A 13,538-nucleotide genomic window follows, 5' to 3' on the forward strand; every position below is an offset into this window, starting at 1 on the left:
GTCGGAAACCGGCAAACAGCCGGAAACCCCGCGAAATGGTTGCGGTGCGTAGCGGGTCCGGAGACGGTACTTGTACGGTCGCGGGCGGTTTCCGGCTGGCATACCTTCGCGCGCGTGGCTGATGTCGTGCCCTTCACGGACAACTTCTCGGATCTCTCCAACGCCCAGGGCTACCAGTTCGAGTTCCGCTGCGAGCGCTGCGGAAACGGATACCGGTCGGCGTTCCAGCGGGACGCGATGGAGACCGGGCGCAGCATGTTGCGCGCGGTGGGCTCGTTTTTCGGCGGGACGCTGCAGCAGTTGAGCAGTTCCGCGGACCAGTGGAAGTACGACCGAGCGACGAACTCGGCGGCAAAGGACCGCGCCCTGACCGCGGCGGAAGAAGTCTCGCGGGCGCAGGCGGCGGCGCAGCGCGACCAGATCTGGGACCAGGCCCGGGAGAAGAACTGGACCGCGGACCTGGACCTGGACACCCGGGCGAAGCTCACCTGCCCGGGCTGCGGGCTGAAGGCCGAGGGCGGGAAGTTCTGCACTGGCTGCGGAAGCTCACTGGCTCCGACTGTCCACTGTGGAGAGTGCGGCAAGGAAGCCAAAGCGGGGGCGGTGTTCTGCTCGGATTGCGGGCACCGGCTCTGACCGGTCAGGCCCGGGCGAGAGCTTCGCGCCTCTTCCGTGCCCGGCGGGGCATGCTGGGGAAGTAAGTGCGCTTGAGCAGGAGGAGCCCCGGAAGCACCCAGATCAGTGCGCCCAGGAGGTCGAAGGCCGAGTACATCGAGCCGACCTGGTAAGCCGGGTGTCCCCAGAGCGGGCCGACCGCGACTTCCACGACGGTGCCGCGAGCGGGAAGCTCGGAACGGGACCAGTCGGCGGTGATTTCGCGGATGCCGCCGTCTTGCACGTAGGTCGCGTCGATCTCGGCTCGGTCGGTGGTGCACGACAAGCCGCCGGATGTGGTCACGCAATGCCGGGTGCCGCCTTCGCTGACCCGGGTGACCGTCGCCTGCACCTGCGGGGCGAGCCTGGTCAGCACCGCGATCGAGTTGGCCGCGGGTCCGACTCCGATGGCGAGCAGGGCTAGTGCGATGAGTGTGCGTGCGGTCAGCGAAATCGAGGTGACCGGCTGCCGGTCGCGGGCATCGCGCCTGCGGTTCACCGGAGTGCGGAGGAAGCCGCCGCGCTTGCCGATCCACGCGTCGTAGCGGGTGTCCGCGCTGGTGGTGATGGCGCGGAAGTGCCGGTCGTTCGCCCACTTCTCCCAGATCCGCGAGGGAACCGCGGCGGCAAGCATCGCGAGCTTGCGGGAGTTGTCGAACATCCGGTCTTCAGTGAGCCCGCCAGTGTCGGTGGTCCAGAGCGCGTCCTCGCGGAAGGCGACCTGGTGCACGCGGAAAAACCGGTCGTTCAGAAGCAGTTCGCGGACCTCGCCGGTCAGCATTTCCCGAGCGAAATCCGGATCCGAGGTGTAGACGGAGAACCGGCGGTCGAATTCGGGATCGATCTCGAATTCGTGCAGGGTGGTATCCGGGCGCAGCCAGCTGAACTGGTTGCGGGTGATTCGCATGTCTTCCAGCGGAGTGAAGTGCTCCGGGGCGAAGGCTTTGAGCTTCGGGGAGATGGTCAGCGCGGGTACCTTCGGGACGCGCAGCTCCACGACCGAGCAGATCGAGCCGAGTGCTTCGGCAAGCTTCGACTTCCGGCGGAAGTTCTCGTCCCGGTACGGAGATTCGGTCGAGTATTCGATGCCGAGCAGCCGGTGCCCCTGGTGGGCGAACTCGACCGTGACCCGGCTCGGCCAGGGATCCGGATGGTCGCGCGGGACGGCAAGCCCGTGCCGGGGAAGGAAACCGAAGCTGGGTTCGCTGCTCGAGTCGACGCGGCCGGCCCAATGCCGCTGACGCCAGCCACGCCAGGTGAGCAGCGCGGCGACGACCAGCGGCACGCCGTACCAACCCCACTGCGGCACGGACATGCTGGCGGAGAACCAGTACAGCGTCGTGAGGGAAACCGTTATCCCGCACAGGAGATGGAAGATCGCCGCCAGAACCGAGCTGCGCCGCTCGGCCCAGGCGGCGATCCACAGCAGTACGAAAGCCAGTGCGTAGCCGCCGAATAAATAGCCGGGGACAATCATCTCGTCCGTCACGCGGCGACCTTACATGTCGAGATTTTCGCGGGTCTCTTCTTCGGAATGGGGGCCTGCCTTGTCCGTGGCTTGGCCCGACTTGTGAAGGTCGCGGGAGTTGCTGATCGTCTTGTCCGCGATGTCGTACAGGCCCTTCCCCACGTAGGCGGAGCCCTTCTTCATATCGGCCGGGTTCACCCCGAACGTCTGCTTGAACGCCTCACCCGGCACGTTCTTGAGCGTGTTGAGAGCTTCCTCGCCGGTCGCCTTCAGCCTGGTGCCGATGCTCTCGGACTTGCCGAGGATGCCGTCGATCGCCTTCTGCTCGCCCGGCTTGATCATCGTGCCGCCCGAGGTCAGCTTCGAACCCTGCTTGATCATATCGTCGGTCCACTTGCCAAGGAACGCGATGAATTTGTCGAGCAGCTTTCCGAGCTTGCCGAGATGCTTGGTGACCTTGCCGATCACGCTGGCGACCTTGGCCACCGACGCCGACATCGCCGCGGCGACCGACGAGCCGAGGCTGACGACGGAAGCGGCGAGCGCGGGCAGCCACAGGTAGATCAGCCAGCTGACCAGTTCGGAGATGATGGCCTTGATGACCTCTTCGATGACGGTCATCACCATCGACCACATCTGCAAGGTCTCGGCGACCGCGCCGGCACTGGAGCCAATGCCCTTGATGCCTTCGGAGAACTGGGCCAGCGCCTTCTTCGCGGCCTCGCCACCTTCTCCCTGCCAGTCCTTGAGCGATTCGTCGCCCTTCTTGACGAAGTCGTCAGCCAGAGTGACGAAGCCCTTGCCGATCTCGACGAAGTTTCCCGAAGCTTCCTTGAGAGCAGGACCGTCGCCGGTCACGAAATGCAGGGCGTCCTGTAGTGGCTGGATCAGTTCGATCAGCATGTTGAGGCCGTTGCTGACCAGCCAGCCGACCGGGTCGAGCGCGAAACTCACCGCGTCCGCCGCCGCGCCGGCGACGAAACCCGCGCCGTCCTGGAGCAGCTGCCCGCTGGCGGCTGCGACATCCCCGACGTCCTTGGCATCACCGAAGTTCTCGACGGCACCCGAGACCGTGCTGTAGCCCTTGCCTACGAACGGCGTCTTCTTGATCGTCTCTTGGACGTTGTGCCCGAAGCCGTCTTCGTGCTTGATCTTCACGCCGTCGGCGACGCTGTCCTGTCCCATGAGTTCCCCCTGCTCAGAGCGGTCCGTCGATCTTGGCGTTGAACTTGCCGAAGGTCATGACGGTGTCTTTCTCATGTCCGTCGTAGATCTCGGCGGCTTTGTCGAGCTTGCCCTGCAGCCCTTCGAGCCCGTTCTTCATCGCGTCGAGCAGCTGCTTCAGCTCGTCGAGTTTGCTGGTATAGGTCTGCTTGGCGACCAACCCGATCAGGCCCCACGACTTGTCGCCCACGTCAGCCTGGCTCACGAGGTTCCCGAACTTGCCCGCTTCGCTCTTGTAGTGGTCGAGTTCGGTCGAGTACTTCGTGATCGCGGTCGTTACGACGCTGTGGGTCACCGGTGGTCCTCCTCGTCGTTGAACAAGTTCTTCAGGAACTGATCGCCCGCCGACGCCGAGGGCGGTGCCGGCGGAGGTGCCTGAGGTGCCCGGCGGTCATCGCGAAGCAGGTCATTGTTGGCGAAGTCCTCGTCGTCCTGTACCGGTTCTGCTTGTCGCGGCTGCGCCTCCGGGAGGTTGGACTCCAATTCCTCCACGGTGGTTCCCAAGCCCGCGGCCTGCGCTTCGAGCACCTGCTCGGACACGTTGAGCCCGAAGGCCGTGCCCACGTGCTCGTCGACGATGTTCGCCTGCTTGCGTGCGGATTCGGCGACGGCCTGGTGCAGTGTCGCCAGGATCGTGGACGCCAGCTGGTCCGGCTGCTGGCGCAGCGCGTCCGGGGAGAGCCGGAGGTCCTTGACCGAACCGCTGGGGCCCGCGACGACGGTGACCGACCGGTCCGGCGACATCACGTGCGCTTCGAGCGCGTTCAGTTCCTCCTGCATGTCGCCGACCTTGGCGAACTGTGCTTCGGCCTGCTTGAGCTTCGTCTGGAACTTTTCGAACTCCGCGACGAGTCGGTCCATCTCTTCGGACACGGCGGTCACACCTTCCCTGCACCTCGCTGATGTGCGGGATTATGCCGCTTCTGTCGGCTTCGTGCTTCAAGAGCGCGGAATCCGTACTGGGTGATCACCGCAGGTCAGCAAACCGGCTGGTTAGGACCGGGTGTCGACCTGGCGGGATTCCTGGAGCCGGCGCAGGATGCGGACCCGCCGCGAGGTGTTCGGCCGGAAGATCATCTTGAAGAGCGACAGACCCAGCGCGACCGGGATCAGCGCGACGAGAATGGTCGCCGCGACGGCGTCATCGTTCTGGAAAATCGTGTTCCACCAGATCGGGCCGATCCGCACCGCGACGACGTCGCCGCGTTCGGGCAGCTGGCCGAGATGCCAGGTGGTGGCGACCTCGTGGGTCTGGTCGCCGTCCTGATAGGTGCCGCGGACCGCGGGTGGCTGGCTGTCGCAGATCTGGGTGCCGTTGGGCCCGCAGGAACGGCCGGGATCGCCCTCAGTGGAATCGAGGACCGTGAGCTGGACTTCGCTGGCTAGACCGGCGGCCGCGGCGATGCCGTTGGCGATCGGCAGCAGCCCCAGCACCACCATGGCCCCGGCGAGCAGGCAGCGCGTCACCACTGTCGTGGGCGAGAGCGGCTGCCGGTCCATCGCTTCGCGGTACCGGTTCACGCGGTTCCGCACGAAACCACGCTTCTCGCCGAACCACTGGTCGTAGGCGGTTCCAGCACGGCTGAACTCAGTGCTGGGCCAGAGGTTCGGTGCCACGGCTGCGGCGAAAATGGCCAAGTGACGGGCGTTGCCGAGCAGCCGGTCTTCGTTCAGACCGTCCGCTTCGGCGGTCCACAGGGCGTCACCGTCAAACACGACCTCGTGCGCCCGGAACCAGAGGTCGTTCAGGATCAGTTCGCGGACTTCTGGGGTGAGCACCTTGGCGGCGAACTCCGGATCCTCGGTGGTGACCTCGAAGCGCCGATCGAACTCCGGATCTGCTGGGACCTTTTCCAGCTCTGCTCGCGGCTTCGGAGTGCCGACCTGGATCCGGGTGATGCGGGCGTCCTCGAACGGGGTGGCGTAGTCCGGCTCGAACGCTCCGACGCGCGGGGTGATCACGAGCACCGGGCTCGCCGGGATCCGCAGTTCGATCATCGAGTAGATGCCGCCGATGCGGTCGGCGGCCGAATTCGGCTCTGAGAGCGGGTATTCGACGCCGAGCAGCCGGTGGCCGTGGTGCTCGAGCTCGAGGACTCGCCGCAGCGACAGGCTGTCCTGCTGCTCGAACGGCACAGTGCGGCCTCGCTTCGGCAGCACCCCGAACGTTGTGTCGTTCGTGACGCCCAGGCGGCGAAGCGAATCTCGTTGCCGCCAGCTCTGCCAGGCCACGAGGACCACGAACGCCGCCGGCAACGCGATCCACACCGCCAGCGGCGCGTGGACGTTCATGCTCACCGCGAACCAGACCATCGTCGTGCCGAAGAAGACCAGCCCGGTCGCGATGTTGCTGAGCGCCGAGGTCGCGGTGCCGCCGCCCTCGACCCGGCCCGCTGTCCACAGCAGGGCGAATCCGGCCAGATAGCCGACGGCGATGTACCAGGGGAACGGGTCTGCCATTGGGCGGATTATGCCGCTTCGGCCCGGTTCGCGTCCTCAGATCGCCGCTCGGTCGGCGGCGACGGGCCGAGAGTTCCCGGGATTTGATCACGAAACGGTAACGAACATAACGGGCGAACAGCGGCCCTCCGGAGGCCGAAGTGCCGAACATAGCTTGGGCCGAACGGAGCATCGCAGGTCAGCGCCGCCGCTTGGGCCGGACGGGGCGCGAGGAGCGGGCAAGTCGGCCCAGTTCGTGGGATATTCACCCCTTCGGTCGATGTTCCCACGATTGATCACCGCATTGACAGTGCGTGCGGTTCGCCAGAGTATTTCGCGCATGTCCTTTCCGGTTGCCCTGGTGTGGCGTCTGCACGTGGATCTGCGCCAGCAGGCCAGTGCGCTGTGTAGGGATTCCTGACCTTTTCTCCCGGCCGCGTCCGGCTGGCTGATTTTTCTTGCCCCGCAACGGGTTCGCTGACCCGAGGGGATTAATGCTTTCTCTGTTTCGGGGTGCGTTTCGCGCTGCCCGCGGAACGGGGAAAGAAGTGCCTTCGCGGGCGCTTCACGGGAACACAAACAGGGAGACACAATGCGATTCAGCTCCTCCTCGGGCGCCCCGCCCCGATGGCGGAAAGCGCTGACCGTCGCCGGTGCGGCCGCGCTCGCGATCGGTGCGGTGACCTACACCGGGTCCAGCACCAGCGCCTACGCCGACGTCCAGGTGGTCACCGACGCCAAGACCGCGTCCGACGGCAAGCAGTACTGGGTGCAGAACCACCTGGTGAGCAAAGACCTCGCCGCGCAAGCGCGTTCGGCGGACGGCACGCCGAAGAAGTGGTTGCTGGTCTGGGCCGGCGACGAGAACATCGCCGACACCGCGGTGAAGGACGTCAAAAACCTGCCGGGTTCGCTCGGCGGCGGGCTCGGCAAAGTCAAGAATGCCTTGCCCGGCCCCGATTTCCTCGCGGTGATCGACGCGACGCAGGGTTCGCCGACGTACGGAAAGGTGGTGAACACCGCGACGGTCGGGCCGCTCGTCGAAAACGAGCCGCACCACATGCAATACGTGTGGCACAAGGGCGACACGATTTACGCCGGTGCGTTGTTCGCCGCGGCGACGTATGCGTTCGACGTCAGTGCGTTGCCTCAGTTGAAACTCAAGGGCATCAGCCTGCCGACGCAGACGCTCGGTGGTTCCGTGCCGGACGCGTACTGGGTGCTGAAGGACGGCACCGCGTACGGCACGTACATGGGCGGTCCGGTCGTGCCCGGCCCGTACGCGTACCAGGACGGTTCCACGCAGATCGGCAACGGTTTCGCGGGCAGCCCGGGCGAGGTCGTGCACTTCGACCAGAACGCGCAGGTGCTGTCGCAGAACCCGGCGGCGACCCCGCAGGGCGACAACGCGAAGCTGTGCGACAACCTGCCGCAGTTGGGCAAACCGTCCTGCGCGAACCCGCACGGCGTGCAGGCGCGCGAGGATCTCAACACCCTCGTCACCAGTGACTACGCCGAACCGCGCAACATCATTCTCGACCCGGTGAAGCAGCCGTCGCCGTATCTGCGCCGTCCGACGATCCGCACCTGGGACATCTCCGACCGCAACCACCCGAAGCTGAAGGCGGTGTCCTACCTGCAGGACGGCCCGCGGGCGAACCCGGCGGACCCGCTGCACTCGGAAAGCCGCGCGGTCATGGAGACCACGGTGACGAACCTGCCCGGCCACAAGGGCGCGTTCGCCGAGACGATGCAGGGCGGCGCGATCTTCTACACGCCGGACATCACGGCGAAGGATCCGCACTGGATCGAGGTGTTCGACGACGGCACCGCGGGCAAGTCGATCTACTCGCAGAACGACTCCAACGGGGCCAGCTCCAACGGCGGCTGGCTGCAGACCAGCCCGGACGACCGGTTCCTGTACCACGCGGTGCAGGGCAGGCAGAAGGGCGCGCTCGGCCCGGACGACCCCGGCACCACCGGCGGCGTGTACGTGCTCGACATTCAGAAGCTGGTCGCGGCGGGCGACAAGGTCGAGGACATCAAGGGCCGCATCGACACCAAGGAGAAGGCACAGCAGGGCGGCGGGGGAGACCTGCCGACCGTCGTCGGCTCCGCGCCGATCAACCCGGGTGTGCCAGGGGCCGGCCCGCACTGGGGCGCGTACGACAACTTCGCGCTCGGCCCGGACGGTTTCTACCACGAAACCACGCAGCCGCAGCACCTCGCGGTGTCGAACTACTTCGTCGCGCGGTCCGGTTTGGACGGTGACCACAAGGTCAACCTGCTGAACCTGTCGCCGGACGGGAAGCTCGCGGTCGACCAGAACTTCCGCGACGAATTCACCGGCCAGGTCGGCATCAACTTCAACCGGAAGTCGTGGCCGCACGGGGACTTCGGCAACGCCAAGCCGCACTCCGAGCTGTTCGTGGTCGCCGACCAGAACGTGAAGTAACTCCTTCCCGGCGCGCGGGCGCCCGTCCGCGCGCCGGGATTCTCCCCGAAGAAGGTCTCCATGGATCACCACGTCACTCCGGTCGTCACCGGATCGTCCGGTGTGGACAGTGCCGCGCTCGTATTGCGGTTGATACTGCTGCTGGCGACGGCTTTCCTCGCCGGCACCGGGATCCTGCGCCCGCTCGTCGGTCCGCTGCCGCGCAAGCTGTGGCTCACCACCGGCGCGCTGGGGGTCGGATCGGCGGTGCTGGCCGCGGTGTCGGCGGCGACGGTCGACGTCAACCTCGTCGCGCTGATCGTCCACATCGTGCTCGCGTTGGCGGTGCCGGTGCTGCTTCGGTGGCCCTCGGTGGGCCGTTGGGCTTCGCTCGCGCTGGTCGTGCTCGTGGTGCTGGAAACCTCCGTCGATGGCACAGGTATCTCCTTCGCCATCGACACCGTGTACGTCGCCGCAGCCGCACTGTGGTTCGGTGTGACGCTGCTGTCGGCGTGGATACCGACCGAGGAGTGGCGCTCGACGCCGTTGCGCGTCGGTCCGCTGTCGGTCAGCCTCGCCGGGCTGTTGACTCTCGCGGGCGTCGTGCAACTCGGCGTCTCCGGGGTCGCCTTCGACCGACGGCTGTACGAAACGCTCTTCGGCATCTCGCTGCTCGTGGTGGTCCTGCTGCCGGCGGCGGTCACCGTGGTGTCGGCAATCTTGTTGTCCCGCAACGCTTCTCTTCACGGTTATCGCTACGGCGTCGCTGGTGTCGCGCTCGGCTTCGTCGCGTGGAGTGCGCTCGCCGCGGTGCCGCAGCCAGCGCCGCTGCCCGTGCCCGGAGTACCGCTGCTGGCGGACGCGGCAGTCGGCGGCGCAACCGTTCCGGTGCTGGTCAGCCCGCAACGGCCCGGACGCAACCTGGTGCACTTCCCGGCGAGTGCGGGCACGGACCTGTCCGCCGGGGTCGAGGGCGGGATCGTGACCACCGCGGCCGCGCGGGCCGGCGCGGAAGGCAGCTGGGCCGAGGTGGACCTGCCGCCCGGACGCAGCACTCTCGTGGTGCACAAGGGCGACGCGACCACGACGGTCGACGTCGACGCGGGTACCGAGGCAGGCCCAGCGGTGTCGGACGCCGACGCGCCGGAATGCGCGGAAGCGGCGCTCGGCGGTCTGGTGGCGGAGAAACGCGACGTACTTACCGGCTGCCCCTCGGAGGCGTTGTCGCCGGAGGACCGCGGTTCGCTGGTGAAGCTGGTCGAATTCCTCGCCTCGCGGAAGCCCTCGGCGATCACCCTGGTCGAGGACCGGTCGCCGCGCGGCGTACAGGCCGCGCAGCTCGTCCGCGACACCGCTGCCCGCGTCGGCCTGCCGGTGCGCCCGGACGCGGCGGCGGACACCGCGCTCGTGGTCGTCTCCGGCTGGAGCGACGGATACCTCGCGATGAGCCGCGCCGCCGAATCGCAGCGGCTCAAACCAACCCACCAGTTCGGCCTGTACCTCGCTCCGTGGCTGCTCAACGGACCCATCGTGAACACCGTGGCCAGCGCGGCCCTGCCGCTGCGCTTCGACCCGCGCGACCAGCTCGCGGTCAGCTACGCGGTGGCCGTCGGCAACAGCTTCGGCGGCGAAAGCCCGTCGCTGGGCGGGTTCCGGACCTGGCTCGGTCCACAGTGGACAGCGGTGAACGGCGAGGTGCAGCTGTTCGCGGCCGCGCAGGTCAACGCGATGCCGATGTACCCGAACGAACCGCACGCGCCCGGCATGCAGGCCGCGCGCGACTACGCCGGGCAGTGGATCCCCGACGGAACCATCGTCCCGATCAGCGGCGCGCTCCGCTGACCCCGCAGTTCCCCGAAGAAAGGAAACCCCTGATGAAACGCACTGCCGCCCGGATCCTGCTGCCGCTCGCCGCGGCCGGGGCGTTCGCCGGATTCGCCGGGGGAGCGGCCAGCGCCGCCACCCCCGCCGTTCCCGGCACACACGCCGCGGGCCTGCCCTCGCTTCCGACCGGCGGACTGCCCTCCCTGCCGACCGGCGGGCTCCCTTCGCTGCCAGCTGGAGGACTGCCCTCGCTCCCGAGCGGCGGCCTGCCCTCCCTGCCGAACCTGCCCACCCCGGGCCTGCCCGGACTCCCGGGCGCGCCGGCCGGCGGCGGCCCGTCGGTCTGGGTCGTCCCCGGCCTCGACGCGGGCAGCCTCCTCGGCCCGACCACCCAAGCCCCGGCCGAGCTTCTCGCGCCGGTGTTCAACCTCGTCACCGCTGTTTCCTGACGACTTAAGGAGAAAGCCATGAAGAAGACAGTCGTCCGCGCAGTCGCCGCCACCGCGCTCGCCGGGGCCGCAGTGCTCGGCGCCGCCGCTCCCGCGCTGGCCGCCACGCAGGACCAGCCCGGGGTCACCGTCGTCGACGAACCGGACACGTCGAACCTGAACAACATCTGGACGTTCGCGCCGGCGGGCGTGCCCGTGCTGGGTCTCATCCAGTCGCTGAACGGCGTCCCCGGCCGGATCCTGCCCGGCTGACCCGGCTCCGCCGGTGGCTCCCCTCGTCCCGGGGAGCCACCGGCGGCCCTGGGCGGGGCCTGGCGAAAGAAGGAACATGGACAGACAGCTGATCGGCCGGCTCGCGATCGCCGGCATCGCGGTGGCCGCCGTCGCCGCGACGGTAGTGATCCTCGGCACTGGCGACGACCCCGCACCCGCCCCGGTCGCGGTGACCGCGCCGACCGCCGCGGTGCCGCAGCGCGCCCCGGACCGCACGGTGACCCGCACCCTGGCCCCGACGACGTCGACCGCCCCGGTCGCGCCCGCCCCGTCCAGCTGGCAGATCACCTACGAACTCGCCGGCTCCGGCACCGCCACCGTGGTTTACGACGACAACGGCCTCGGCCTGGTGCACCAAGAGCTGTCCGTGCCGCTGCCCTGGAGCAAGACGCTGACCTGGCCGAAGACGGCCGTGGCGCCGACCGTGCAGCTGATGGGCCAGTCGAGCGGCCCGGTCGAGTGCCGGATCTCGGTGAACGGCGTGCTGGCGCGGTCCGCGAAAGCCGCCGACGGGGAGGTCGCCAGCTGCGCGGGACGGCTCAGCTGAGGTCCTTGGCGAACCAGTGCTCGGCGTACTTGTCGTCGTTGAACGCCTCGACCTCCGCATAACCCATCGACGCGTACAGCGCGCGTGCTTCGACCAGATCGTGCCGGGTGTCGAGCCGCATCCGGACCGAGCCGAGCCGCTTCGCCGCTTCCTCGGCTGCCGCGACGATCAGCTTCCCGCCTCCCTGCCCGCGATGCTCCGGGCGGATATACACCTTCGTCAGCGCGCTCAGCCCCGGCTCGACCATCCGGACCCCGGCGCAACCGGCGGGCTTCCCGTCCCGACAGGCCATCAGGAACGCCCCGGTCGGCGCGACGAGGCCGTCGCTGGGCTCCTCCGCCAGCGCCTCGTCCACCTCTGCGGGCGTCGCCGGACGGCCGTAATACCGCGACGCGACCTCGTCCAGGTACTCGCGCAGGATGGCCGCGGCCTCGGGTTCCCCGGGCCGGATTTCGCTGATCTTCCAGTCCACGTCCCTCATCTTGGGGAGCCCGTCCACCGATTTCCCCGGCAGGTACCGTGCAGCACGGCAGGGGAACCGAACGAGGAGGCGACATGGACGGCAGCGAGAACGTCGACCAGCCGGGGGACAAGAAGACCGGCGGCAGCCATGCCGCGCCGGAGGGGGCTGGAGTGCACCCGCTGATCGATCTGTCGCGCGACCCCAACCCGGGCAAGCCCGACCACGCGAAGCCGGACGAGGACTGACCCGCGGCCCGGCCCGGCGGGTGCACGCCGCCGGGCCGGGTTTCGCGCTCCGTCCCGGTGAGGCGATCGTCACCCCCGGGACCCGCTCCATTGTGGAGCCTCCGGCGGCTCTTCTCCTTGCCGCCGACGAATTTCTCTCGCGTTTTTGACGCCGCCGCGAGCCGCTCCGGGTCCTCCGGCGAAGGACGCTCGCCGCGAGTCCATTCCTTGGTCGCACCGTCTCGCCAGGCGAACCGGAATGCGCTCTGACCGCGGCGACCCGCTCGGGAATAGCGTCCCGCGACGGCGCGTTCTGTATGCCGGGAAGTCCCGCGCGGCACCGGCCCGAGGCCCCGATCTGGGGTTACGATGACCGGTCGGCGACCGTAGCGACCCCCCGCCCGGACCGCTCCGCGAGCGGACGGGTATCTTTGGAGACCGTGCCCGGCAGGCGTCGGGCCGCTCCGCGTGCCGTTGGGCATGAGCGGGGTGCTTTTGCACCCGGTTCACCGGCCTCGCCACGTGGGGTTCCGACGGAAAATCCCTCCGGGAAGTTACCGGTCGCGAGACCGTGACGCGGGCCGACACGCCCGACCGCGGGGACCGGTGAAGACACGAAGAAGCAAGATCACGACAGGAAGCTGGTCCATTGCCCACGATCCAGCAGCTGGTCCGCAAGGGCCGCCAGGACAAGGCTGCCAAGCAGAAGACCGCGGCCCTCAAGGGGAGCCCGCAGCGTCGTGGCGTGTGCACCCGCGTGTACACCACGACCCCGAAGAAGCCGAACTCGGCCCTGCGCAAGGTTGCTCGTGTGAAGCTGACCAGCGGCATCGAGGTCACCGCATACATCCCCGGTGAGGGTCACAACCTCCAGGAGCACTCGATGGTGCTCGTGCGCGGCGGTCGTGTGAAGGACCTGCCGGGTGTTCGGTACAAGATCATCCGCGGTTCGCTCGACACCCAGGGTGTGAAGAACCGCAAGCAGGCGCGCAGCCGGTACGGCGCGAAGAAGGAGAAGAGCTAATGCCTCGCAAGGGTCCGGCGCCGAAGCGGCCGCTGATCTCCGACCCCGTCTACGCCTCCCCGCTGGTCACCCAGCTGGTGAACAAGGTGCTGAAGGACGGCAAGCGGTCCCTGGCCGAGCGCATCGTGTACGGCGCGCTGGAAGGCGCTCGCGAGAAGACCGGCACCGACCCGGTCGTCACGCTGAAGCGCGCGCTCGACAACGTGAAGCCCACCATCGAGGTGAAGAGCCGCCGCGTCGGTGGCGCCACCTACCAGGTGCCGATCGAGGTCAAGCCCGGCCGCTCCACCACGCTGGCCCTGCGCTGGCTGGTCTCCTTCTCGCAGCAGCGCCGCGAGAAGACGATGATCGAGCGTCTGCAGAACGAGCTGCTGGACGCGAGCAACGGCCTTGGCGCCAGCGTCAAGCGCCGCGAAGACACGCACAAGATGGCCGAGTCCAACAAGGCCTTCGCGCACTACCGCTGGTGATGACCGCCCGGCTGCCGATAGAAGCCATGCCGGGCCCCACGTTCG

At 68.1% G+C, this 13,538-nt stretch carries 15 protein-coding genes; 9 read left to right on the forward strand and 6 right to left on the reverse strand.

The window, feature by feature from the left end; all coding sequences use genetic code 11:
- Positions 1-114: 114 nt before the first annotated feature.
- A complete protein-coding gene (locus L942_RS14645; RefSeq protein WP_235079127.1) occupies positions 115-636 on the forward strand; it encodes a zinc ribbon domain-containing protein in 522 nt (173 codons plus the stop codon).
- A gap of 4 nt (positions 637-640) precedes the next feature.
- Here L942_RS14645 and L942_RS14650 read toward each other — a convergent pair whose 3' ends face one another.
- The 5 genes from L942_RS14650 to L942_RS14670 form a co-directional block, all read right to left on the reverse strand.
- Positions 641-2,143: a hypothetical protein gene (locus L942_RS14650; protein WP_051165964.1), complete on the reverse strand. Its 1,503-nt coding sequence runs from the start codon at positions 2,141-2,143 to the stop codon at positions 641-643.
- Between the two features lie 9 nt (positions 2,144-2,152).
- On the reverse strand, positions 2,153-3,307 hold the full coding sequence (locus tag L942_RS14655; protein WP_037360212.1) for a hypothetical protein: 1,155 nt from the start codon (positions 3,305-3,307) through the stop codon (positions 2,153-2,155).
- A 13-nt stretch (positions 3,308-3,320) separates the two neighbouring features.
- Entirely contained in the window at positions 3,321-3,641 is a 321-nt protein-coding gene (locus tag L942_RS14660; protein ID WP_037360214.1) for a hypothetical protein, read from the reverse strand.
- Complete coding sequence (locus L942_RS14665; RefSeq protein WP_037360400.1) at positions 3,638-4,219, reverse strand: YbaB/EbfC family nucleoid-associated protein; 582 nt, start codon at positions 4,217-4,219, stop codon at positions 3,638-3,640. Before L942_RS14665 ends, L942_RS14660 begins: the two co-directional genes overlap by 4 nt.
- A gap of 120 nt (positions 4,220-4,339) precedes the next feature.
- Entirely contained in the window at positions 4,340-5,806 is a 1,467-nt protein-coding gene (locus L942_RS14670; RefSeq protein WP_051165965.1) for a hypothetical protein, read from the reverse strand.
- A gap of 571 nt (positions 5,807-6,377) precedes the next feature.
- Between L942_RS14670 and L942_RS14675 the strand changes: the two genes are divergently transcribed.
- From L942_RS14675 to L942_RS14695, 5 genes are all read left to right on the forward strand, one after another.
- Entirely contained in the window at positions 6,378-8,240 is a 1,863-nt protein-coding gene (locus tag L942_RS14675) for a selenium-binding family protein (protein ID WP_235079130.1), read from the forward strand.
- Between the two features lie 60 nt (positions 8,241-8,300).
- Positions 8,301-10,061: a hypothetical protein gene (locus L942_RS14680; RefSeq protein ID WP_037360215.1), complete on the forward strand. Its 1,761-nt coding sequence runs from the start codon at positions 8,301-8,303 to the stop codon at positions 10,059-10,061.
- Between the two features lie 32 nt (positions 10,062-10,093).
- Entirely contained in the window at positions 10,094-10,492 is a 399-nt protein-coding gene (locus L942_RS45385; protein ID WP_037360217.1) for a hypothetical protein, read from the forward strand.
- 18 nt (positions 10,493-10,510) lie between these two features.
- Entirely contained in the window at positions 10,511-10,744 is a 234-nt protein-coding gene (locus L942_RS14690) for a hypothetical protein (RefSeq protein ID WP_037360219.1), read from the forward strand.
- A 76-nt stretch (positions 10,745-10,820) separates the two neighbouring features.
- The gene (locus tag L942_RS14695) at positions 10,821-11,312 is read left to right on the forward strand and encodes an MmpS family transport accessory protein (protein WP_037360221.1); all 492 of its coding nucleotides are present in this window, start codon (positions 10,821-10,823) and stop codon (positions 11,310-11,312) included.
- On the opposite strand, the gene L942_RS14700 is transcribed toward L942_RS14695, so the two are convergent.
- Positions 11,305-11,793 carry a GNAT family N-acetyltransferase gene (locus L942_RS14700; protein WP_037360408.1) on the reverse strand — a complete coding sequence of 163 codons (489 nt, stop codon included), beginning with the start codon at positions 11,791-11,793 and terminating at the stop codon, positions 11,305-11,307. The genes L942_RS14695 and L942_RS14700 overlap by 8 nt on opposite strands.
- Positions 11,794-11,867: 74 nt before the next feature.
- Here L942_RS14700 and L942_RS44905 point away from each other — a divergent pair, with 74 nt between their 5' ends.
- The 3 genes from L942_RS44905 (at position 11,868) to rpsG (ending at position 13,493) form a co-directional block, all read left to right on the forward strand.
- Entirely contained in the window at positions 11,868-12,020 is a 153-nt protein-coding gene (locus L942_RS44905) for a hypothetical protein (protein ID WP_101436018.1), read from the forward strand.
- A 628-nt stretch (positions 12,021-12,648) separates the two neighbouring features.
- Complete coding sequence (gene rpsL / locus L942_RS14705; RefSeq protein WP_003102113.1) at positions 12,649-13,023, forward strand: 30S ribosomal protein S12; 375 nt, start codon at positions 12,649-12,651, stop codon at positions 13,021-13,023.
- On the forward strand, positions 13,023-13,493 hold the full coding sequence (gene rpsG, locus L942_RS14710) for a 30S ribosomal protein S7 (protein ID WP_009072291.1): 471 nt from the start codon (positions 13,023-13,025) through the stop codon (positions 13,491-13,493). The genes rpsL and rpsG overlap by 1 nt, the downstream gene beginning before the upstream one ends.
- Positions 13,494-13,538 lie beyond the last annotated feature (45 nt).

Origin of the sequence: Amycolatopsis orientalis DSM 43388 (assembly GCF_000411975.1) — a bacterium.
Taxonomy (GTDB): domain Bacteria; phylum Actinomycetota; class Actinomycetes; order Mycobacteriales; family Pseudonocardiaceae; genus Amycolatopsis; species Amycolatopsis orientalis_D.